Raw genomic sequence first — 21,228 nt, 5'->3', positions numbered from 1 at the left:
ATGGTAAAGATTCGAGAGAAGCAAACCGAGCAGCTCGAGAAGGCTGCCTCCAAGGGGCTCAAGCTCGGTGGCTGGAAGAAGATGACGCTGTCTTCTAAGATTGCCGCCGTCGTGCTGGTGCTGGTCGCCCTGACTGCGATTCTGGCGCCCCTTCTTGCCCCCTATAGCCCGGTCGAGATCTTTACGGCTCGCCAGGCTCCCGGCAACGGATTTATCTTCGGTACCGACGATAAGGGTCGCGATATTCTGTCGCGTATGCTCTACGGTGGTCGTTACTCGCTGATTATCGGCTTTGGCGCCACTGCCATGGCTCTGGTCTGCGGCTCGGTCGTGGGCGCCCTTGCAGCGGTTTCGCGCAAGGCCGTCTCCGAGACGATCATGCGTATCTTGGACATCATCATGTCCATCCCGGGCATCGCCCTCGCGGCCGTCTTCGTCTCCATCCTGGGCAACTCCGTGCCGTCGATCATCTTCGCCATCGGCTTTATGTACACTCCGCAGATTGCCCGTATCGTGCGCGCCAACATCGTGTCCGAGTACGGCGAGGACTATGTCCGCGCGGTCATCGTTTCCGGCGCCAAGGCTCCGTGGATTTTAATCAAGCATGTTCTGCGTAACTGCATCGCCCCGATCATGGTCTTCACCGTTACCCTAGTCGCCGACGCCATCATCTTCGAGGCTTCGCTGACCTTCATCGGCGCTGGTATCCAGGAGCCCACCGCTACCTGGGGCAACATCCTCGCCGACGCCCGCGGCGGCGTGCTCGCCGGCCGTTGGTGGCAGGCGTTGTTCCCGGGCCTGGCCATCATGATCACCTGCCTGGCGCTCAACATCCTCTCCGAGGGCATTACCGACGCCATGGCCGCTGCTCCCTCCGCCGCCCTGGATCCGACCGATTCCTCCAAGCGCCGCGAGGCCGACCTGCTGGTCTCCGACCCCGTTCGCGCCTACAAGGAGCAGGCCCAGTCCCTCTCCGCTCGCCTTGGCGCCCTGCGCGATGTCGAGCTCAAGCGTGACGATCGCCATGTGCCCGACGAGTCTGTCGAACCGATTCTCTCGGTCCGTGACTTCTGCATTCAGTTTGAGCATCACGGTGATATCAACGTCGTCGACCATGTCAACTTTGACGTCCGTCCTGGTCAGACCATGGGCCTGGTGGGCGAGTCCGGTTGCGGTAAGTCCATCACCACGCTGGCCATCATGGGCCTGACCGACGACGATGAGCACCTTTCCGGCGAGGTCCTCTGGGAGGGCCGCGACCTGCTCAAGATGAGTAAGAAGGAGTGGTTCGGCCTGCGCGGTACCGATATCGCTATGGTCTATCAGGACGCCCTGTCCTCGCTCAATCCCTCCATGCTCATCTCTGCCCAGATGAAGCAGCTCACCAAGCGTGGCGGCACCCGTAGCGCCGAGGAGCTCCTGGAGCTCGTGGGCCTCGACCCCAAGCGTACGCTCGAGAGCTATCCGCACGAGCTTTCCGGTGGTCAGCGTCAGCGCGTTCTGATTGCTATGGCCCTTACCCGCGACCCCAAGCTGGTCATCTGCGACGAGCCCACGACCGCCCTGGACGTTACCGTCCAGAAGCAGGTCATCAAGCTGCTCAACGATCTTCAGGCCAAGCTCGGCTTTGCCATGATCTTCGTCTCGCATGACCTGGCGCTGGTCGCCGAGGTCGCCCATAACATCACGGTGATGTACGCCGGTCAGGTTATCGAGCAGGCGCCCACCAAGGAGCTGCTCACCAACCCGATCCACGAGTACACCCGCGGTCTTCTGGGTTCCGTCCTGTCCATCGAGAGCGGTTCGGGCCGCCTGCACCAGGTGCCCGGCGCCGTTCCGAGCCCGCGCGATTTCCCCAAGGGCGATCGCTTCGCGCCCCGCTCGAGCCATCCGCGTATTGGCCTGGACACCCGTCCGGTCTTCAAGCGCGTGCCCGGCACCGAGCATTTCTATTCCGAGCTCCCCGACGAGGTGCTCAAGGCAAATGGTTTGACCCCTCACGCGGAGGTGATGTAGATGAGCGAGACCGCAGTCAACGGCGTCGAGCCGATCATCTTCCTTGATGACGTCCACGTCACCTTTAGGACCCGTACCGGCTCGATTCTGCACCCTAACCTGGTTCACGCCGTCCAGGGTGTAACGATTAGGCTCATGCCCGGTCAGACGATCGGCATCGTCGGCGAGTCCGGTTGCGGTAAGTCCACCACCGCCAACGTCATGTGCGGCCTGCAGGCCCCCACGAGCGGCAAGGTCTACTTTAAGGGCAAGGACGTTACCAAACGTACCGCCGAGGACCGTCGCCACATGGGTCGCGTCATCTCGGTCGTGTTCCAGAACCCGGCCACGGCACTCAACCCCCGCATGGTCGTTCGCGAGCAACTGCTCGACCCCATGCGCGTCCACAACCTGGGTACCGAGGCCGAGCAGGAGAAGCGCGTCAAGGAGCTCTTGGAGCTCACCGGTCTGCCCAGCTCCGCCGCCGAGGTTCTTCCCGGCCAGCTTTCGGGCGGCCAGCGCCAGCGCGTCGCAATTGCCCGTGCCCTGTCGCTGAACCCCGATGCCATCATCGCCGACGAGCCAACCTCGGCTCTGGACGTTTCGGTCCGCGCGCAGATTCTGAACCTGCTGACCGACCTTAAGAAGGAGCTCGGCCTGGCCATGGTGTTCATCAGCCATGACATCCAGACGGTCCGCTATATCTCTGACGACATCATCGTTATGAATGGCGGCAAGATCGTCGAGCAGGGCGAGGCCAAGCAGGTCTTCCAGCACCCCCAGGACCCCTACACCAAGATGCTGCTCGGCGCTGCGCCGTCGCTGCTGCATCCCAAGCTCGGCGAGTAGCCTCGCTTTCCCTCCCGTGCGCCCGGTTCCCTTGCCGGGCGCACCTCCGTTGCGATTTCGAAAGGTTGGGTTCACGAGCCATGCCAAGTGCTCAGGAGCTACAACATCAATTTGGTGAATATCGAGGCGCCATGCCCCGTCCATCAGATTTCGATCTCTTTTGGAAGGATCGCATGGCCGAGGCCGACGCGGTCGGGCTTGACTATGCGATCGAGACGGCATCGGTCACAGATGCCGTGACCTGCCAGCTTTTCGACCTCTGGTATACCGGCATGTGTGGCGCTCGCCTGCATGCCAAGTACCTTAAACCCGTCTCGGACGAGCCCGTGCCATTGGTACTTCAGTTCCATGGATATCCGGGTGCAAGCCGCAGCTGGTTTGAGCAGGCGTCGTTTGCGGGCATGGGCATGGCACTCATCGCCCTCGACTGCCCCGGTCAAGGAGGTCCCTCCGAGGACATTGGTGGATTTGAGGGCACAACGGTCGCGGGCCATATCGTCGCCGGTATCGACGGCGACCCGGCCAACCTCTACTATGTCCGCTTGCACCAAGATATTCGCATCCTGTGTCGCATCGTTCGCGAGCTCGAGGGCATCAATCTTGCCCGTGTGTTTGTGAACGGCGCGTCGCAGGGCGGCGGTTTGGGCATTGCGACCTGTGCACTTAACAGCGAGCTTATCAATCGCGCCGCCATCCTCTATCCCTTCCTGTCGGATTTCCGCCTGGTCTGGGACTTGGATGCCGACGACATTGCCTACGAGGGCCTGCGCTATTGGTCTCGCTGGTTTGACGAGGACTCGACTCGTATCGACGAAGCCTATGCCAAGCTGGCGTACTTCGATTCCAAGAACTTTGCCCCTATGGTCAAATGCCCCGTGCTGTTTGGCACCGGCACAGCCGATACCGTCTGTCCGCCAGCGACGCAGTTTGCGGTCTATAACAACCTGACCTGTGAAAAGCGTCATGAGTTCTTTGAAGGCTTTGGCCACGAGGAGATTCAGGATTTTGACGATCTGATCATTCCGTTTTTCTGCAAGGGAGGGGAGGCTCATGTCTAAGTGCGAGAGCAATGTCGGCGAGCTGATTGTCCCCGACCTTGTGGGGATTCCCGGGACGGTTTCGTCAAGGCTCTCTGAATATCGGGACTGGCACGGTGATGTTCAGGCAGATGTTTCTGATTTGGAGACATGTGCTATGAATCTTGAGATTCAAGGCCTGGCCATTACGGCGATCGATTTCGCCAATCCGTATGCCCGCTACTCCGAGGTTTCCTTTGAGCTTGGTGGCGATGTGGTCCACGCACGTTTGATCGAGCCTGCCGGTCGCGCCCGAGCATCCGAGCTTGTGCCGCTATGTCTGATGTTTCACGACATCGACCGACCCGTGCGGGGATGGCATCACATGACGAGGTTTGCGGCCATGGGATATGCCGTGCTTGCGCTGGACGATGAGGCGATTGGACCCAGCGATCTGCGGCAGGGGATTACCTCGCCTGCTTTTGTCAGGCGCGTCCGTTGGGGCTGCGCGTTGGCGGAGGTCGCGCGCAATCTTGATGGCATGGACCCCGACCGCATCTTTGCATGGGGCGAGGGTCTTGGCGGCGGAGTCGCGCTGGCGGTTTCTGCTCTGGACGAGCGGGGCCTCGCCCGCACGGCGGTTGCCAATCCGCTTCCTGGCGGCCTCGAGGTGCTGTCGTCTCGGGTGCGCGGATCGGTGCTCATGGGCACATCGCTTATGGATACCGTGAGCGATCCCAAGGATCAGTTTGCCGTATTCAACGGTCTTGAGTGTGACCGGAGGCATATCATCTATGCAAAATACGCTCACGAGCGCATCAATGCGTTCGAAAACGAAGTCGTAGACTTTTTTAACCAAACGTTCCACTCGTGTTCTTTGGCCTAGACGGCCTGGACACTGCCAACAAGAGTGGGCGGCATAAGGCTGCCCGCCAGACAACTAAGGAGATTCTTGTGGCAACTCAGAAATTCACCGGCGTTATCCCTCCCGTCGTTGTTCCCGACACCGAAGATCACCAGCTCGACGTTGCCTCCTTTGAGCGCAGCATCAACCGCATGATCGATGCCGGCGTCGATGGTCTGTTCTTCCTGGGCTCTTCGGGTGAGGTCGTCTTCTCCACCGACGAGCGTCGCCGTCAGATCATCGCCGAGGCAGTACGCATCGTCGACCACCGCGTTCCCGTTCTGGTCGGCATCATCGACACCGAGACCGAGCGCATGATCGAGCACGGTAAGGTCGCTCAGGAGCTGGGCGCCGATGCGCTCGTCGCCACCTGCCCGTTCTATGCCCTGCAGGGCATGACCGAGGTCGAGGAGCACTTCCGCATCCTGCACGAGGAGCTTGACCTGCCCATCTTTGCCTATGATATCCCCGTCTGCGTTCACACCAAGCTCCCCTGGAAGCTCCTTGCCAAGCTCGGCGCCGAGGGCGTCCTTGCTGGCGTCAAGGATTCCTCGGGTGATGACATCTCGTTCCGCTACCTCGTTCAGGAGAACGAGAAGAACGGCCATCCGATGAGCATCCTCACCGGCCACGAGGTTGTTGTCGACGGCGCTTACCTCGGTGGCGCCGACGGCTCTGTCCCGGGTCTCGCCAACGTTGAGCCCGAGGGCTACGTTCGTCAGTGGAAGGCCGCTCAGGCTGGTGACTGGGCTACCGTCAAGGCCGAGCAGGATCGCCTCAATGAGATTTCGCACATCTGGGATGTCACCTCGGGCGTCCAGGGCTATGCCGGTGGCGTCGGCGCCTTCAAGACCGCTATGAACCTCATGGGTATCTTCGACAGCCCGACCATGCCGCGCCCGGTGAAGGCCATGACCGGCGAGAACGTCGAGGCTATTAGGAAGGTCCTCCAGGACAACGGCCTCCTGTAAAGCTTTCCCAGGCACCCGACCTCGCCGTTCAACCGTGTGGCCATGACTATTAGGTCAATGGCCACACGGTTTCTCGGCGATCTTGGGCACCAGGAAAACCTTTACTGCGCTGTGACGGCTAGCCTGACGGCGCATTTCCTATAGTTGTTTTTTATCTCCGAAGGAGAGCGACATGGAGAACAAGTACGTCTGTTCTGTCGATATCGGCGGAACTAAGATCGCGACTGCCATCATGGAGTACCCGGCTGACGGTAGTGTGCCCCATCCCGTTTTTGAGGCCGAGGTTCCCACCGAGGCCCAAGAGGGCGGCGAGGCCGTCTTCCAGCGTATCGAGGCGTCCATCAAGGCTGCTCTCGAGGCGAATCCCGATGTCGAGGTCCTTGGCGTCGGTATCGGTGCCGCCGGCGTCGTCGATCCCAAGACGGGCGCCATCGCGTATGCCAATGAGATCATGCCCGGCTGGTCCGGCGTTCAGTTGGGGCCGCGTCTGCGCGAGGATCTCGGTCTTCCCGTTGCCGTTGTAGGCGACGTGCAAGCTCATGCTCTAGGCGAGGCCCACTGGGGCGTCGGCAAGGGCAAGTTCTCCGTCTTGTGTCTTGGCATCGGTACGGGCATCGGCGGCGCATATGTCGAGAACGGCCGCGTGATGCAGGGCTTCCATGGTGCTGCTGGCCATATGGGCCACATCGAGTGCTCGGCTGCCGCCGGCATTCCCTGCGCCTGCGGGCGTTCCGGCCATCTGGAGTCGGTTGCTTCGGGCACTTCCATTGGTCGTATGTACGATGAGCGCTTTGGCCGTGTCGACCCCAGCCGTCCTTCGGTCGGTCGCGATGTGAACGACCTGTGCCGTGCAGGCGACGCAAAGGCGACCGAGGTCATCCATGATGCCGGCTTTGCGTTGGGTGCCAGCTTGGGCTCGCTCGCTAACATCCTGGACCCTGAGGTCATCGTGCTTTCGGGCGGCGTGATTCACCAAGGTCCCGATTGGCGTTCGCAGACGTGGAAGGATTCGGTGCACGAGGGCTATGCCAGCCAGGCGCTCGATCCGCTTCAGGACACGCCGATCCTCATCGGTTCTCTGGAGGGCGATGCTCCGCTCATCGGTGCCGCTGAGCATCTTCTTGCCTCGTTGAAGTAAACGTATCTGCTGTAGGAGCCTCCCGAGACAACACGCCTCGGGAGGCTGTTCTGAGAAAGGTTGCAGCCTTATGACCGTCGATCCTTTGATTCAATCCCTGAAGGGCAAGCTCGTCGTGAGCGTTCAGGCGTATATGGGCGAGCCGCTTCGTACGCCCGAGACCATGGCTCAAATGTCTCGCGCTTGCGAGCTTGGCGGCGCCGCCGCCATTCGCTGTCAGGGCCTTGCCGACATTGCCGCCATTAAGGGTCGCTGTGAGGTTCCTGTTATCGGCCTGTGGAAGGATGGGCACGAGGGCGTTTACATCACGCCGACGCTGCGTCACGCTCGCGCCTGCGTTGCCGCGGGTGCCGATATCGTGGCGATCGATGCCACCGATCGTCCGCGTCCCGATGGCAAGACCGTCGAGGACACCTTCCGTCCGCTGCACGAGGAGGGTGTGCTCCTGATGGCGGATTGTGCCACCATCGAGGACATTCGCCGTGCGGTTGATATGGGCTTCGACCTTGTATCCACCACGCTTTCTCATGGTGTCGCCGCCATCGACTGCACCATGGCCGATGGCCCCGATCTTCCGCTTCTGCGTCAGGCGACCGAGGAATTCCCCGGTCTTCCCATCATCTGCGAGGGCCGTGTGCACACGCCCGAGGAGGCTCGCGCCGCGATCGATGCTGGCGCTTGGGCCGTTGTCGTCGGCACTGCCATCACGCATCCCACGAGTATTACGAGTTGGTTCAAGGCTGCGCTTGAGGCGTAAGACAGGCCTCGTATCCGCTCGGGGCGGTATACTCAATATAGGCAATTGACCGCGCGGGATCCGGGTCGCTGGGTCCCGCGCTTGTTTTCGGGAGGCAACACATGCAAAAGGGAGATGCCATGGATGCGGCGGAGCGCTCGGAGCGCATCCCCGATATCGTCATCATCACCGGAATGTCCGGATCGGGCCGCACGCAGGCCATGCACGTGTTCGAGGACATGGGCTATTTTTGCATCGATAACCTGCCTCCGCGTCTGATCGCCCAGCTTGCCGAGCTCGTCGGCATCAATACGGGCGTGGGCAGGCATCTCGCCGTCACCTGCGATTTGCGTAGCCAGGGACTGTTTGACGAGTTGCTCGATGCGGTCGCCGCGCTCGAAGAACGCGAGATGAGCTGCGACATCGTGTTCCTAGAGGCTTCTGACGAGGTGCTGATCCGTCGTTATAGCGAAAACCGCCGCCGTCATCCCATTGCCAAACCGGGGGAGACTACGGCCGATGCCATTCAGCGCGAGCGCCTTCAGCTGCAGGGCGTGCGCGATCGAGCCGATATGATTATCGACACGAGCCGTCTGCGCACCTCTGCGCTGCGCAACAAGCTACGTATGGCATTTTCCGAACTGTCCGACCAACAGCTCATGGACGTCCATGTGTTCTCGTTTGGCTTTAAGCACGGCATGCCCGTCGAGGCGGACATTATGATCGACGTCCGCTTCCTGCCCAATCCGTTCTACGATCCCGAGATGCGCACGATGACCGGTCTCGATAAAAAGGTCTCGGATTTTGTTCTGGACCATCCCAAGACGCAGGAGTTTTGGAAGGCTTGGACACGGCTACTCGATACGGTGATGCCGGGCTATATCGCGGAGGGTAAACCGCAGCTTTCTATCGCCATCGGCTGCACGGGCGGACAGCACCGTAGCGTCGCCATTGCCGAGGCCACGGCCCGTTACCTGGAAGGCGCCCAGTATCACGTGAGCATCTCCCACCGCGATCTGTCGCGCGCCAACACGAAGGCATAGGCCTGCATGTCGTTTACCGCTGAGGTGCGCGACGAGCTTGCGCGCTGCGAACCCGAATGTGAATACTGCGACTTGTCGACACTTGCCGCCCTCACGCGCGTGAGTGGTACGCTCTCGCTTACCGGCTCTGGGCGGTATCGTTTGACGGTTGCGACTGAGACGGGAGCCGTCGCGCGCACGATGATCACGCTGACACATCGCATCCTTAAGCTCAAAACGGAATTCACCGTTCGTAAATCGGTCTTGCATAAGGTCCGTAATTATCTCATTACCCTGCCCGATCAACCCGACCTGGACAAGGCTCTGGTGCTGCTGGGCATTCTAGACCGCAGGGGAGGGCTCGTCGCTGGTGTTCCCCGACACATCGTTGCCCGTCCCTGCTGCAGGCTTGCCTACATCCGCGGCGCGCTCATCGCGGGTGGCTTCGTGGCCGATCCGCGCGGCGATTTTCATTTGGAGATCGCGGTGCAGGGCGAGCAATATGCTAAGGGGCTTTGCGACCTGTTGGGGCAGATTGGGGTCCATGCTCGTGTTAATGCACGGCGGGGGTCATATGCCGTGTACATTAAGAGCGCCGAGGAAATCGAGCATCTATTAAAGCTGATTGGTGCCAAGCGCAGCGTTGCCGAGATTGAGGAGGCGCGCGCGGTCAAGTTGGTTAAGAACGATGTGAACCGTCGCGTGAACGCCGAGCTCGCCAACCAGACCAGAAGCGCCGGTGCTGCCCAACATCAGCTTGCGCTTATCGATGAGCTCGAGCAGCGCGGCCTTCGCGATGCGCTTCCGGATGCCTTGGCGGTCTTTTGCGACCTGCGCGAGCGCTATCCCGATCTGTCGCTGCGTGATTTAGGGGAGATGGCTGACCCTCCCTTGTCGAAGTCGGCCCTCTACCATCGTGTTTTACGTCTTGAAAAGCTCATTGAAGCAAACAAGTAGTTTAAAGTATTGACGTATATACGGATTTAGCTGCTATTTTATTCTTTAAAACGTTTTAACGTAAATTTGATTTTCAATTTCGAGCATTCTCGTGAAATTCAAGTCAAAAAAAAGGTATATTAGGCGAGTGGTTAGTTTGTGGGCCTCAACGGCGGGCGCTGTAGCTTGCGGGGGCCTTACGAAAGGAGACACAATGGCAGTAAAGGTTGCTATTAACGGCTTCGGTCGCATCGGTCGTCTGGCTTTCCGTCAGATGTTCGGTCATGAGGGCTCCGAGATTGTCGCTATCAACGACCTCACCTCTCCCGATATGCTCGCTTACCTGCTGAAGTACGACTCCACGCAGGGCAACTACGCTCGCGATCACGAGGTCGTTGCTGGCGAGGATTCCATCACCGTTGACGGCAAGGAGATCAAGATCTACAAGGAGGCCGACGCCAACAACCTGCCTTGGGGCGACCTCGACGTCGACGTCGTTCTCGAGTGCACCGGCTTCTACACCAGCAAGGCTAAGGCTCAGGCCCACATCAACGCTGGCGCCAAGAAGGTCGTCATCTCCGCTCCGGCCGGCAGCGATCTGCCCACCATCGTGTACAACGTCAACCACGAGACGCTGACCGCTGAGGACAACATCATCTCCGCTGCTTCCTGCACCACCAACTGCCTCGCCCCGATGGCCAAGGGTCTGAACGACTTCGCTCCCATCGTGTCCGGCATCATGACCACCATTCACGCCTGGACCGGCGACCAGATGCCGCTCGACGGCCCGCAGCGCAAGGGCAACAAGCGTCGTAGCCGCGCCTGCGCCGTCAACATCGTCCCCAACACCACCGGTGCTGCCAAGGCTATCGGCCTGGTTCTCCCCGAGCTCAACGGTAAGCTCATCGGTGCCGCCCAGCGCGTCCCGACGCCGACCGGCTCCATCACCAACCTCTACGCTGTCGTTGACAAGAAGGTCACCGTCGACGAGGTCAACGCCGCTATGAAGGCCTACGCTTCCACCATCTCCGAGACCTTCGGTTACAACGAGGACGATATCGTCTCCACCGACATCATCGGCGAGACCCACGGCTCCATCTTCGACGCCACTCAGACCATGTGCTCTGACCTCGGCAACGGCCAGACCCTCGTTCAGGTCACCTCTTGGTACGACAACGAGAACTCCTACACCTCTCAGATGGTCCGCACCATCAAGTACTTCGAGAAGTTCGTTGCTTAATTTAGCTTTTAGCGAATAGCTCGTTGAGCGTCTAAAGAAGGGCGCGGCCTCATAGGGCTTACACCCTAGGGTCGCGCCCTTTTTATAGGAAATCGTCTGCCGTAATGGGAGGCAGACACGTACGAAAGGTAGAAGCAAACATGGCCTTTACCAAGAAGACCGTCCGCGACATCGATGTCGACGGCAAGCGCGTTCTCGTCCGCGTTGACTTCAACGTGCCTATCAAGGATGGCGTCGTTGGCGACACCACCCGCATCAAGGCTGCCCTGCCCACCATCAACTACCTCGTTGAGCACAACGCTCGCGTCATCCTCATGAGCCACCTCGGCCGTCCCGATGGCACCGGCTTCCAGCCCGAGCTCTCCCTTGAGCCTGTCGCCAAGAAGCTCGCTGAGCTCTCTGGTCTCGATGTTGCCTTTGTCGCCGACACCTACGGCGAGAAGGCTGCTGAGGCTGTTGCCGCCGTCGAGCCGGGCAAGGTCCTCGTTCTCGAGAACGTCCGTTTTGACAAGCGTGAGAAGAAGAACGATCCCGAGATCGCCAAGAAGCTCGCTTCCTATGGTGACGTCTTCGTTCTCGATGCCTTCGGCACCGCTCACCGCGCCCAGGGTTCCGTCGTGGGCCCCGCCGCTTACCTGCCTGCCGTCGCCGGCTTCCTGCTCGAGAAGGAGGTCGACACGCTGACCGGCATCTTCGCCGAGCCCGAGCGCCCCTTCGTCGCCATCGTCGGCGGTTCCAAGGTTTCCTCCAAGATCGGCGTTCTCGATCACCTCATCGACTCTGCTGACACCCTGATCATCGGTGGCGGTATGGCCTACACCTTCTTCCTGGCTCAGGGCCTGTCCGTCGGTCAGTCCCTCAAGGAAGAGGACTGGGTCGAGCGCGCTGGCGAGATGCTCAAGAAGGCCGAGGAGAAGGGCGTCAAGATCCTGCTCCCCATCGACAACCGCGTTGCCGATCACTTTGGCGAGGACGCTGTCCCCGAGGTTGTCGCTTCCGACGCTATCCCTGACGATCGTGAGGGTATGGACATCGGCCCCAAGACCGAGGAGCTTTACGCCGAGGCCGTCAAGGGCGCCAAGACTGTGTTCTGGAATGGTCCCATGGGCGTCTTCGAGTTCGACAACTTCGCTCACGGCACCCAGGCTATCGCCGAGGCTGTCGCCGAGGCCGACTGCACCTCGATCATCGGCGGTGGCGACTCTGTCGCAGCTGTCAACAAGTTCAACCTGGCCGACAAGATGAGCTGGATCTCCACCGGTGGTGGCGCTTCCATGGAGCTCGTCGAGGGTAAGGCCCTGCCCGGAGTGGAGGCGCTTCTCGATGCCTAATCGCACCCTTCTTATCGCTGGTAACTGGAAGATGAACAACGACGTCGCCGAGGCCGCCAAGCTCGCCGACGAGCTGGCTCAGGCTCTGCCCGAGGTTCCGGCCGGCGTCGAGGTGCTCGTCTGCCCTCCGACCATCGACATCACCACGGTTCATGACCGTATTCAGGCTGCCCCCATCGCCCTCGGTGCACAGAACGTGTACTGGGAGGCCAAGGGTGCCTTCACGGGTGAGTCCTCTTGCGACATGCTCAAGTCCGCTGGCTGCACCTACTGCATCATCGGTCACTCCGAGCGTCGCGACTACTTCCACGAGACCGACGAGGACCAGAACAAGAAGGCCAAGGCTCTCGTTGCCGCCGGCCTTGTTCCCGTCTTCTGCTGCGGCGAGTCCCTTGAGGTCCGCGAGGCCGGCACCTATGTCGAGCACGTCGTGAACCAGGTCAAGGCTGGCCTTGCTGGCCTTGAGATCACCTGCCCCAAGCAGGTCGTCGTCGCCTATGAGCCCATCTGGGCCATCGGCACCGGCAAGACCGCTACCGCCGAGGATGCTCAGGAGGTCTGCGGCGCTATCCGTGAGACCCTCAAGGAGATGTTCGGCGAGGAGCTCGCCAACGGCATCCGCGTTCTCTACGGTGGTTCCGCCAAGCCCGGTAACATCGCCGAGCTCGTCGCCAAGCCCGACGTTGACGGCGCCCTCGTGGGCGGCGCTTCGCTCAAGGCTGCCGACTTCGCCTCTATGGTCGTCAAGGCAGGCGAGTAGGACATATGGCACAACGTCATCTTCCTGCACTCCTGATTATCATGGACGGCTGCGGCCTTGCTCCGGCCGATGGCGAGAACGCCGTCGCCGCTGCCAAGACGCCCTTCCTTGATGGCCTGTACGAGAAGTACCCCCACACCACGCTCGGTGCTTCGGGCGAGGACGTGGGCCTTCCCGACGGCCAGATGGGTAACTCCGAGGTGGGTCACCTCAACATCGGTGCCGGCCGCATCGTGTTCCAGGAGCTTTCGCGCATCAACAATGCCATCAAGGACGGCTCCATCGCCAAGAACGAGGTTTTCGTCAAGGCTATGGACGATGTCAAGGCTGACGGTAAGACTCTCCACCTCATGGGCCTTATGAGCCCTGGCGGTGTTCATTCTCACATGAACCACGTCGAGGCTCTGGTCAAGATGGCTGCCGAGCACGGTGTCAAGACCGTTCGCGTCCACGCCTTCATGGATGGTCGCGACGTTGACCCGCAGTCCGGTGCCGGTTACATGAGTGAGTTCTGCGCCTTCCTGGCTAAGATCTCCGAGGAGACCGGTTGCGACGCTCGCGTTGCCACCGTCTCGGGCCGTTATTGGGCCATGGACCGCGATAATCGTTGGGAGCGCATCCAGCGCGCCTACGACGTCATGGTCAACGCGTCCGATGCTGATACCGACCCCGTTGCCGGTATCAAGGCCTACTACGAGAAGGACCCGCGCGGCGACGAGTTCGTCGAGCCCTTCGCTGCCCACAACGAGGGCATTCACGAGGGCGACGCGGCCATCTTCTTCAACTTCCGTCCCGACCGCGCTCGTCAGATGACCCGCGTGTTCACGGACAAGGAGTTCGACGGCTTTGAGCGCGAGCAGATCAAGCTTTCGCACTTTGTGACGATGACCGAGTATGATCCGACGTTTGACGTCGAGGTCGCCTTCCCCAAGACGTTCCCCGAGAACGTCCTGGCCGACGTTATCGCCGCCAATGGCCTGAAGCAGCTGCACACTGCCGAGACCGAGAAGTACGCCCACGTGACGTTCTTCCTCAACGGTGGCATCGAGGAGCCCAAGGAGGGCGAGGAGCGCGTGCTCGTCGCTTCCCCCAAGGTTGCTACCTACGATCTGCAGCCCGAGATGAGCGCTCCCGAGGTTACCGAGAAGCTCGTCGCCGCCATCAACGAGGATCGCGCTGATTTCTACATCGTGAACTTCGCGAACTGCGACATGGTTGGTCACACCGGTGTCTTCGACGCTGCCGTTAAGGCCGTTGAGGCTGTTGACGATGCCCTGTCCAAGGTTGTCCCGGCGATTCTCGCCAAGGGCGGCTTTGCACTGATTACCGCCGACCACGGCAACGCCGATCACATGTTTGACGTTGCTTCCGACGGCTCCAAGCATCCGTTTACGGCTCACACCACCAACCGCGTGCCGTTCATCATCGTTGATGAGAAGGCCAAGCTCACCGGTATCGAGGACGGCCGTCTTTCCGATATCGCTCCGACCATGCTCACCATGGCTGGTATTGAGCCTTCCGCCGAGATGACGGGCCGCGTGCTCGCTACCGAGGCCTAATAGAAAACAAATACCGTTTTCTAGCAAGGGGGTTGTCCACAACCGGACAACCCCCTTTTTGGTATTTCTGCCATTTCCACCCCGTCCTTGAGTGGCAGGTAGGGGAGAGCGGGGGATTGTGGTACAGTACTGGAGTTTGAACTGTTCTATTAAGGAGCTTATCTATGGGTCCGTTCCAGATTCTTCTGTTTGTCGTTTGGGCTGTTTCTGCCGTGGCGCTGACGATTCTCGTCCTGATGCATTCCGGTAAGGGTACCGGCGTTTCGGATATGATTGCCAGCTCGCTGTATAACTCCAGCTCTGCCACGGGCGTTATGGAGCAGAACCTTGACCGCCTGACCGTCATCATGGCTGTCGTGTTTGCCGTGTGCGTCGTGCTGTGCATGTTCTTCTTCCCGCAGGGCATCGTGGGCTACTAATCACGAACCGCATAAATACTTGAAAAGGGTCCCGCAAGTGCGGGACCCTTTTTGTTTACATATTTGTAACAGAGTCAAAATATCCTCATATACTTCGCCCAACTAAAGAAAATCTCGACCGTTAACCGGAATTAGCCCCAAATCGTGCATAAAATGCGCTACTGTATTGCAATACGTTGGTCCGCTTTGTATAACCAGCCAAAACGGCGGACCGCGTTTGAATGGTTCGATTGGGCTGTCTTGACGTTGCCCGACCGAACTTACTTTGTCCTATCTCATAAGGAGGATGGCATGGCTGATTCTATGTTCCACCAGCCCGTTATGGGTCGTCGCGCCTTTGTCGGCGGTACCCTTGCTGCGAGCTCCATGGCTTTTCTTGCCGCATGCGGCAAGAAGGGCGGCGACGCTTCCGGTTCTGAGTCCGGTTCGACGCTGAACTTCTACATCAACAACCCGGTCTGCATCGACCCCTATAACGTCCAGGAGGACCAGGGCACTCAGGTCGAGTACCAGCTCTTTGATGCTCTGACCTCTTATGACGCCGAGAAGGGCGAGATCGTTCCGCTGGCTTGCGAGTCCTTTGAGGCCAACGACGACGCCACCGAGTTCACCTTCAAGATCAAGAAGGCCAAGTTCCACAACGGTGACGACGTTACCTCCAAGTCCTTCAAGCTCGGTTGGGAGCGTCTGGTCAACACCAAGTCGGCCATCGCTACCGAGTACGGCCCTTCCGAGGTCTCCTATCACCTTTCTATGGTCGAGGGCTATGACGACCTGCTTGCCGGTAACGCTACCGAGCTCAGCGGTGTTACTTGCCCCGACGATGAGACCCTCGTCGTCAAGCTGTCTTCCGCTTACGCCGACTTCCCCTTCGTCGCCTCTCACCCGGCTCTGGCCCCGGTTCCCGAGTGCGCCGAGTCCGATGTCAAGAGCTTCTATCTTGCACCGGTCGGTAACGGCCCGTTCATGATGGACGGCAAGTGGGAGGATGGTCAGGAGATCAACCTCAAGAAGTTCGACGATTACTATGGCGACAAGGCCAAGATCGATGGCATCCACTTCCAGGTCATCAAGGACATGGAGACTGCTTACAAGGAGTTCCAGGCCGGTAACCTCGATGTCTGCGACGTTCCCGTTGCTCAGATCGATGCCGCCAAGAAGGATCGCGGCGTGTCCAAGGACGGCTACACCATGGGTGACGGCGAGCGCATGCTGCTCGGCGCCGAGCCTTCCACGTACTATCTGACCTGCAACACCACGGCCGAGCCGTTCAACAACGCCGACCTGCGTAGGGGCATCTCCCTGGCCATCAACCGTGAGGCCATCTGCAAGACCATCTTCAAGGGTACCCGTACCCCTGCCGACGGCATTGTTCCTCCGGGCATCGATGGCTACAAGGAGGGCGCATGGGAGTTCTGCGCCTACGATGTCGACAAGGCTAACGAGTACCTCGACAAGGTTGCTCCCGCTGGCGCTAACGGGGATCGTGGCATTAGCGTGACCCTTTCCTACAACCAGGACGGCGGTCACAAGGAGATCATGGAGTCCATCATCGGTGACCTCGCCAAGGTTGGCGTTACCGCTGTCTCCGATACCCCTGAGTGGTCTGCCTTGCTCGAGCAGTACCAGAACTTTAACTATCAGTTCGGTCGTCTGGGTTGGATTGCCGACTACCCGATTATGGACAACTTCCTGTATCCGCTGTTCCACTCTGATTCCCTCGGTGGCGACAACCGCTCCGGTTACAACAACCCCGAGTTCGACGCCAAGGTCGACGAGGCTCGTACTATTGTTGACGACGAGGAGCGCGTCGCTAAGATGCAGGAGGCCGATGCAATGGTCGCTGCCGACTGCCCGGTCATCCCGGTGATGTTCTACACGCACACCATCGTCGGCTCCGATCGCATCAAGCACCTCTATGTCGATCCGCAGAAGCACGCCGAGCTGGGCACCGCTGAGCTCGCCTAAGAGTTTGCAGCTTCCGTGAGGGTCAAGTATTTACGTAGACCTCATGGGAAACATACAGTTCTCCCTAACCTGGGGTAAACTGGCTGATGGTAATTTTGGGATGCCGGTCTGGCGATCGGCATCCCATTTAGGTTAATCCCTAGATAGGGGAGTGGTATGGGTAAGTACATCGTTAAACGTGTGCTTCAGTTCATCCCGGTATTTTTGGGCGTTACGCTGATTCTGTTCGCCCTTCAGAATATCGTGCCGGGAGATCCGATCAAGCTGATCGGTGGAGACAAGGCTCTGTCCCCCGAGGTGGAGCTTCAGCTTCGCGTCCGCTATCACCTGGTCCAGTCGGACGAGGACGGCAACGCGATCCTTGACGAGAACGGCGACCCCGTTCAAACGTCGCTCGTGGACCGTTACTTGTATTACATGAACGGCCTGCTTCATGGCGATCTGGGCAATTCGTATCAGCGCAAGCTGCCGGTTACGGAAATCTTTGCCCAGAAGTATCCGTATACGGTCAAACTTGCCGCGTGCGCCATCGTGCTCGAGGCAATTATGGGTATCGGTGCGGGTATCATTTCGGCGGTAAAGCGTTATTCCTTCTGGGATATTTTGGTAACGCTCACCACGTCGATCCTCGTTGCGGTCCCGGCCTTCTGGCTCGGTATGTTGCTGCAGCTGTTCTTTGGCGTCATCCTCAAGGACGCTACGGGCGGTGCAATCTCCATGCCGATCTCGGGTGCCGGCGGTTCCAGCTCTCAGTATCAGGATTGGATGCACTATGTGCTTCCGACCATTACGCTGGCTTCGGTTTCGACCGCTTATGCCGCCCGCATTATGCGCTCGCAGCTGCTTGACGTCATGAACCAGGATTACATCCGTACGGCAAAGGCCAAGGGTCTCTCCAATCGCGCGATCATCGTCAAGCATGCGCTTAAGAATGCACTCATCCCCGTCGTTACCTATATTGGTGTCGACTTTGGTGGCATGCTTTCGGGCGCCATCCTGACCGAGACGGTCTTTAACTGGCCCGGTATCGGCTATGAGGTCTATCGCGCCATTAGCATGCGTGACTGGCCCATCGTTATGGGCGGCGTTACGCTCATCGTTGTCGTCGTCATGGTGATCAACCTGCTCGTCGACATTAGCTATGCATTCCTCGACCCGCGCATCCGCCTTGGCGGTCCGTCGGATAAGGCCTAAGGGAGGTACGTCTCATGCAGGAAACTGATTCTCAGTCTCAGGAGCAGGCTACCGCCACCAAGGCCGCATCTGCTCCCGCCAAGTCCCGCACGCTGTGGGGCGACGCTTTTAAGCGTCTTCGCAAGAACAAGCTCGCCGTTATCGGTGTCTGCTGGATCATCATCGTCGTTTTGGTTGCCCTGACCGCAGATCTGTGGGCTAAGCCCTGGCTCGGTTCGCCGACGGCTTCCGACTCGACCACCATGGCCGAGACGTCGCTGTTGGCTCCGTGTGCAGAGCACCCGTTTGGCACCGACGCCCTTGGTCGCGACATTCTCGTCCGCGTTATCTACGGTGCGCGCGTTTCGCTGTCTGTCGGAATTATGGCCACCGCGATTTCCACGCTGATCGGTCTGGTCATGGGTGCTCTGGCCGGTTTCTACGGCGGCATCTGGGATACGATCATCATGCGCTGTGCGGACATCTTCCTGGCGTTCCCGTACGTGCTGTTCGTTGTCGCCATGATCGCCGTTATCGGCCGCGGTCTTCAGAACGTCTTTATCGCCATCGGTATTCTCGGCTGGCCTTCGATTGCGCGCGTCTTCCGCTCTGCGATCTTGACCGTCAAGGAAAACGACTATGTTGATGCTGCGCGCGCGATGGGTGCATCTGATGCTCGTATCGTCGTGCGTCACATCTTCCCGAACTCCGTCGCCTCCATCGTGGTCTACGCGACCATGAACATTGGTGGCGCCATCCTGACCGAGTCTGCTCTGTCCTTCCTCGGCATGGGCGTTATTCCGCCTACGCCTTCGTGGGGCTCCATGATTCAGGACGGTCAGCAGTATCTGCTGACTGCTCCCTGGATGATGATCATGCCCGGTCTGGCAATTCTCTCGACGGTGCTCGCCTTCACCCTGCTGGGTGACGGTTTGCGCGACGCCCTCGACGTCAAGATGAAGGACGCATAAGGATGAAGAAGAACAAGAACTATGTGGACCTGAAGGACCAGCCGGTTCCCGAGGGCCAGCATCTGCTCGAGGTCGATGACCTTAAGATGTATTTCCATACCGAGGACGGCGTCGTTCGCGCTGTCGACGGTGTGTCCTACACGCTCGATCGCGGCGAGACCCTGGGTGTCGTCGGTGAGTCCGGCTCCGGTAAGTCCGTGACCGCCATGACCATCATGGGCCTTATCTCGATGCCTCCGGGAAAGATTGAGGGTGGCGACGTTCGCTATCGCGGTCGTTCTATCCTCGAGATGACCGAGGAAGAGATGCAGCACATTCGCGGTAACGATATCGCGATGATCTTCCAGGATCCTATGACCTCCTTGAACCCGGTCTATAAGATCGGCAAGCAGGTAGGCGAGGGTCTTCGTCTGCACCGTGGCTACTCCAAGCAGGAGGCGCTCAAGCGCGCCACCGAGCTTTTGGACCTCGTTGGCATTCCCGAGCCCGAGAAGCGCGTCAATGAGTATCCGCACCAGTTCTCTGGCGGTATGCGTCAGCGCGTCATGATCGCTATGGCTCTTGCCTGCGACCCCGATATTCTGATTGCCGACGAGCCCACGACTGCCTTGGACGTTACCATTCAGGCTCAGATTATTGAGCTTATGCAGGAAATGCAGGAGAAGAACGGCAACGCCATCATCATGATCACCCATGACCTGGGCGTTGTCGCCGATATGGCTGACAAGATCATGGTTATGTACGCCGGCCGTCCCGTCGAGTTCGGTACTGCTGAGGAAATCTTCTACGAGAGCCGCCACCCCTACACCTGGGGCCTTATCCGCTCCATCCCGGAGCAGGCCATCGAAGAGAAGAAGCCTCTTACGCCGATTCACGGCAACCCGCCTTCGCTCATGAACCTGCCTGAGGGCTGCGTCTTCTCTCCTCGCTGCCCCTATGCGACGGACAAGTGCCGCAAGCAGCGCCCCGAGCGCGTTGTCACCGAGTCTGGTCATTACTCTGCGTGCCACTACTCCGGTGACCCCGAGTTCCTCAAGAACGCTCCTGAGACGTCCCGTACGCGCAAGGATTCCAAGAAGGGAGGCGAGGCGTAATGGCAGATACCAACGAGCGCACTCCGCTCCTGAAGGTCGAGCACCTCTCTAAGGAGTTTCCCGCTGAGTCCGGTATGTTCGCCAAGCGCTTCTCCAAGCGTGTCGTCTCTGCTGTAAATGACATCTCTTTTGAGATTTATCCTGGCGAGACCTTTGGTCTGGTTGGTGAGTCTGGTTGCGGTAAGTCCACGACGGGTCGCACCATCATGCGCTTGACCAAGCCGACCGCCGGTAAGGTGTTCTTCCAGGGCAAAGATGTTGCCGAGATGAGCAAGCATGAGATCAAGGACATGCGTCGCGAGATGCAGTTTATCTTCCAGGATCCCTATGCTTCGCTGAACCCTCGTATGACCATTGGCGAGATCGTCTCCGAGCCCATGACCATTCACGGCGTGGGCACCAAGGAGGAGCGTATTGAGCGTGTCCGCGAGCTGCTGGACGTCGTCGGTCTGAACCCCGAGCACATCAACCGCTATCCGCACGAGTTCTCCGGCGGTCAGCGTCAGCGTGTCGGCATTGCCCGCGCGTTCGCTCTGAAGCCCAAGCTGATCATCTGCGACGAGCCTGTCTCTGCACTTGACGTTTCCATTCAGGCCCAGGTTTTGAACCTGCTGAAGGAGCTTCAGGATAAGTTCGGTACTGCTTATCTCTTCATTGCTCACGACCTCTCCGTCGTGCAGCACATTTCTGATCGCGTTGCCGTTATGTATCTGGGCAAGATGGTCGAGGTTTCGGACTGGAAGACGCTCTACAGCGAGCCTCACCATCCGTACACGCAGTCGCTGCTGTCTGCCGTGCCGGTGCCCGATCCTGATATCCAGAAGACCCGCAAGCGCATCATCCTCGCCGGCGATCCGCCGTCACCGCTGGATCCGCCGACCGGTTGCCGTTTCCACACTCGCTGCCCAATCGCTCAGGGTATCTGCTCTGAGAAGCTTCCCGAGTTTAAGGAAGTCGCACCGGGCCACTGCTGCGCGTGCCACTTCGCGGAGCCGTTCCCGATCAAGGAATCGCACATCGACCTGTAGTCGGTTGTTTGTCCGGGCCCGCCCTGGTGTTACTTTTCAGAACGTCCTCGGACATGCAAGAAACCCCCGCTGCGCACTTTGAACTGCGCCCCAATTCTTGGACGGGCTAATAAGCGGC

19 protein-coding genes are annotated in these 21,228 nt (G+C 59.5%); all 19 read left to right on the top strand.

The annotated features are described in order from the left end of the window. On the top strand, window positions 1–2,016 hold the full coding sequence (locus DWY51_RS08140) for a dipeptide/oligopeptide/nickel ABC transporter permease/ATP-binding protein (protein WP_035138893.1): 2,016 nt from the start codon (window positions 1–3) through the stop codon (window positions 2,014–2,016). Next, the gene (locus DWY51_RS08135) at window positions 2,017–2,844 is read left to right on the top strand and encodes an ABC transporter ATP-binding protein (RefSeq protein ID WP_089573612.1); all 828 of its coding nucleotides are present in this window, start codon (window positions 2,017–2,019) and stop codon (window positions 2,842–2,844) included. It abuts the gene before it with no gap. Window positions 2,845–2,924: 80 nt separating this feature from the next. Beyond that, window positions 2,925–3,902, top strand: a complete 978-nt coding sequence (locus DWY51_RS08130; protein ID WP_117564875.1) for an acetylxylan esterase — start codon at window positions 2,925–2,927, stop codon at window positions 3,900–3,902. Further along, entirely contained in the window at window positions 3,895–4,746 is an 852-nt protein-coding gene (locus DWY51_RS08125) for an acetylxylan esterase (RefSeq protein WP_117770488.1), read from the top strand. Before DWY51_RS08130 ends, DWY51_RS08125 begins: the two co-directional genes overlap by 8 nt. A 68-nt stretch (window positions 4,747–4,814) precedes the next feature. After that, entirely contained in the window at window positions 4,815–5,735 is a 921-nt protein-coding gene (locus DWY51_RS08120) for a dihydrodipicolinate synthase family protein (protein ID WP_089573615.1), read from the top strand. A gap of 172 nt (window positions 5,736–5,907) precedes the next feature. Further along, window positions 5,908–6,873 carry an ROK family protein gene (locus tag DWY51_RS08115; protein ID WP_022094876.1) on the top strand — a complete coding sequence of 322 codons (966 nt, stop codon included), beginning with the start codon at window positions 5,908–5,910 and terminating at the stop codon, window positions 6,871–6,873. 70 nt (window positions 6,874–6,943) lie between these two features. Continuing rightward, window positions 6,944–7,630, top strand: coding sequence for an N-acetylmannosamine-6-phosphate 2-epimerase (locus DWY51_RS08110; RefSeq protein WP_022094877.1), 687 nt, complete (start codon window positions 6,944–6,946; stop codon window positions 7,628–7,630). A gap of 101 nt (window positions 7,631–7,731) precedes the next feature. Beyond that, window positions 7,732–8,652: an RNase adapter RapZ gene (gene rapZ, locus DWY51_RS08105; RefSeq protein WP_117770487.1), complete on the top strand. Its 921-nt coding sequence runs from the start codon at window positions 7,732–7,734 to the stop codon at window positions 8,650–8,652. 6 nt (window positions 8,653–8,658) lie between these two features. After that, entirely contained in the window at window positions 8,659–9,588 is a 930-nt protein-coding gene (gene whiA, locus DWY51_RS08100) for a DNA-binding protein WhiA (RefSeq protein ID WP_117770486.1), read from the top strand. Between the two features lie 193 nt (window positions 9,589–9,781). Then, complete coding sequence (gene gap / locus DWY51_RS08095) at window positions 9,782–10,807, top strand: type I glyceraldehyde-3-phosphate dehydrogenase (RefSeq protein ID WP_099431436.1); 1,026 nt, start codon at window positions 9,782–9,784, stop codon at window positions 10,805–10,807. Between the two features lie 140 nt (window positions 10,808–10,947). Continuing rightward, the gene (pgk, locus tag DWY51_RS08090) at window positions 10,948–12,138 is read left to right on the top strand and encodes a phosphoglycerate kinase (protein WP_022094881.1); all 1,191 of its coding nucleotides are present in this window, start codon (window positions 10,948–10,950) and stop codon (window positions 12,136–12,138) included. Continuing rightward, window positions 12,131–12,898 (top strand): triose-phosphate isomerase, encoded by a 768-nt coding sequence (gene tpiA / locus DWY51_RS08085; protein ID WP_022094882.1) that lies wholly within the window; start codon window positions 12,131–12,133, stop codon window positions 12,896–12,898. The genes pgk and tpiA overlap by 8 nt, the downstream gene beginning before the upstream one ends. A 5-nt stretch (window positions 12,899–12,903) precedes the next feature. Next, window positions 12,904–14,457 carry a 2,3-bisphosphoglycerate-independent phosphoglycerate mutase gene (gene gpmI / locus DWY51_RS08080; protein ID WP_055310511.1) on the top strand — a complete coding sequence of 518 codons (1,554 nt, stop codon included), beginning with the start codon at window positions 12,904–12,906 and terminating at the stop codon, window positions 14,455–14,457. Window positions 14,458–14,621: 164 nt separating this feature from the next. After that, window positions 14,622–14,876, top strand: coding sequence for a preprotein translocase subunit SecG (secG, locus tag DWY51_RS08075; RefSeq protein WP_006236144.1), 255 nt, complete (start codon window positions 14,622–14,624; stop codon window positions 14,874–14,876). 291 nt (window positions 14,877–15,167) lie between these two features. Next, entirely contained in the window at window positions 15,168–16,844 is a 1,677-nt protein-coding gene (locus DWY51_RS08070; RefSeq protein WP_117770485.1) for an ABC transporter substrate-binding protein, read from the top strand. A gap of 156 nt (window positions 16,845–17,000) precedes the next feature. Then, the gene (locus tag DWY51_RS08065; RefSeq protein WP_022094885.1) at window positions 17,001–18,038 is read left to right on the top strand and encodes an ABC transporter permease; all 1,038 of its coding nucleotides are present in this window, start codon (window positions 17,001–17,003) and stop codon (window positions 18,036–18,038) included. A 14-nt stretch (window positions 18,039–18,052) separates the two neighbouring features. Continuing rightward, the gene (locus tag DWY51_RS08060; RefSeq protein ID WP_117770484.1) at window positions 18,053–18,988 is read left to right on the top strand and encodes an ABC transporter permease; all 936 of its coding nucleotides are present in this window, start codon (window positions 18,053–18,055) and stop codon (window positions 18,986–18,988) included. Window positions 18,989–18,990: 2 nt separating this feature from the next. Continuing rightward, a complete protein-coding gene (locus DWY51_RS08055) occupies window positions 18,991–20,082 on the top strand; it encodes an ABC transporter ATP-binding protein (protein ID WP_022094887.1) in 1,092 nt (363 codons plus the stop codon). Beyond that, window positions 20,082–21,110: an ABC transporter ATP-binding protein gene (locus DWY51_RS08050; RefSeq protein ID WP_022094888.1), complete on the top strand. Its 1,029-nt coding sequence runs from the start codon at window positions 20,082–20,084 to the stop codon at window positions 21,108–21,110. Before DWY51_RS08055 ends, DWY51_RS08050 begins: the two co-directional genes overlap by 1 nt. Window positions 21,111–21,228: the final 118 nt, after the last annotated feature.

Origin of the sequence: Collinsella sp. AF25-2LB (assembly GCF_003458415.1) — a bacterium.
Taxonomy (GTDB): Bacteria; Actinomycetota; Coriobacteriia; order Coriobacteriales; family Coriobacteriaceae; genus Collinsella.
The sequence above is the reverse complement of the archived record's forward strand: the minus strand, read 5'-3'. Positions and strand labels throughout refer to the sequence as shown.

Bases quoted from the DNA above. Each gene is read 5' to 3' on its own strand.
- DWY51_RS08140 (WP_035138893.1), top strand. From the start codon at position 1: ATGGTAAAGATTCGAGAGAAGCAAACCGAGCAGCTCGAGAAGGCTGCC.
- DWY51_RS08135 (WP_089573612.1), top strand. From the start codon at position 2,017: ATGAGCGAGACCGCAGTCAACGGCGTCGAGCCGATCATCTTCCTTGAT.
- DWY51_RS08130 (WP_117564875.1), top strand. From the start codon at position 2,925: ATGCCAAGTGCTCAGGAGCTACAACATCAATTTGGTGAATATCGAGGC.
- DWY51_RS08125 (WP_117770488.1), top strand. From the start codon at position 3,895: ATGTCTAAGTGCGAGAGCAATGTCGGCGAGCTGATTGTCCCCGACCTT.
- DWY51_RS08115 (WP_022094876.1), top strand. From the start codon at position 5,908: ATGGAGAACAAGTACGTCTGTTCTGTCGATATCGGCGGAACTAAGATC.
- DWY51_RS08110 (WP_022094877.1), top strand. From the start codon at position 6,944: ATGACCGTCGATCCTTTGATTCAATCCCTGAAGGGCAAGCTCGTCGTG.
- rapZ (WP_117770487.1), top strand. From the start codon at position 7,732: ATGCAAAAGGGAGATGCCATGGATGCGGCGGAGCGCTCGGAGCGCATC.
- whiA (WP_117770486.1), top strand. From the start codon at position 8,659: ATGTCGTTTACCGCTGAGGTGCGCGACGAGCTTGCGCGCTGCGAACCC.
- gap (WP_099431436.1), top strand. From the start codon at position 9,782: ATGGCAGTAAAGGTTGCTATTAACGGCTTCGGTCGCATCGGTCGTCTG.
- pgk (WP_022094881.1), top strand. From the start codon at position 10,948: ATGGCCTTTACCAAGAAGACCGTCCGCGACATCGATGTCGACGGCAAG.
- tpiA (WP_022094882.1), top strand. From the start codon at position 12,131: ATGCCTAATCGCACCCTTCTTATCGCTGGTAACTGGAAGATGAACAAC.
- gpmI (WP_055310511.1), top strand. From the start codon at position 12,904: ATGGCACAACGTCATCTTCCTGCACTCCTGATTATCATGGACGGCTGC.
- secG (WP_006236144.1), top strand. From the start codon at position 14,622: ATGGGTCCGTTCCAGATTCTTCTGTTTGTCGTTTGGGCTGTTTCTGCC.
- DWY51_RS08070 (WP_117770485.1), top strand. From the start codon at position 15,168: ATGGCTGATTCTATGTTCCACCAGCCCGTTATGGGTCGTCGCGCCTTT.
- DWY51_RS08065 (WP_022094885.1), top strand. From the start codon at position 17,001: ATGGGTAAGTACATCGTTAAACGTGTGCTTCAGTTCATCCCGGTATTT.
- DWY51_RS08060 (WP_117770484.1), top strand. From the start codon at position 18,053: ATGCAGGAAACTGATTCTCAGTCTCAGGAGCAGGCTACCGCCACCAAG.
- DWY51_RS08055 (WP_022094887.1), top strand. From the start codon at position 18,991: ATGAAGAAGAACAAGAACTATGTGGACCTGAAGGACCAGCCGGTTCCC.
- DWY51_RS08050 (WP_022094888.1), top strand. From the start codon at position 20,082: ATGGCAGATACCAACGAGCGCACTCCGCTCCTGAAGGTCGAGCACCTC.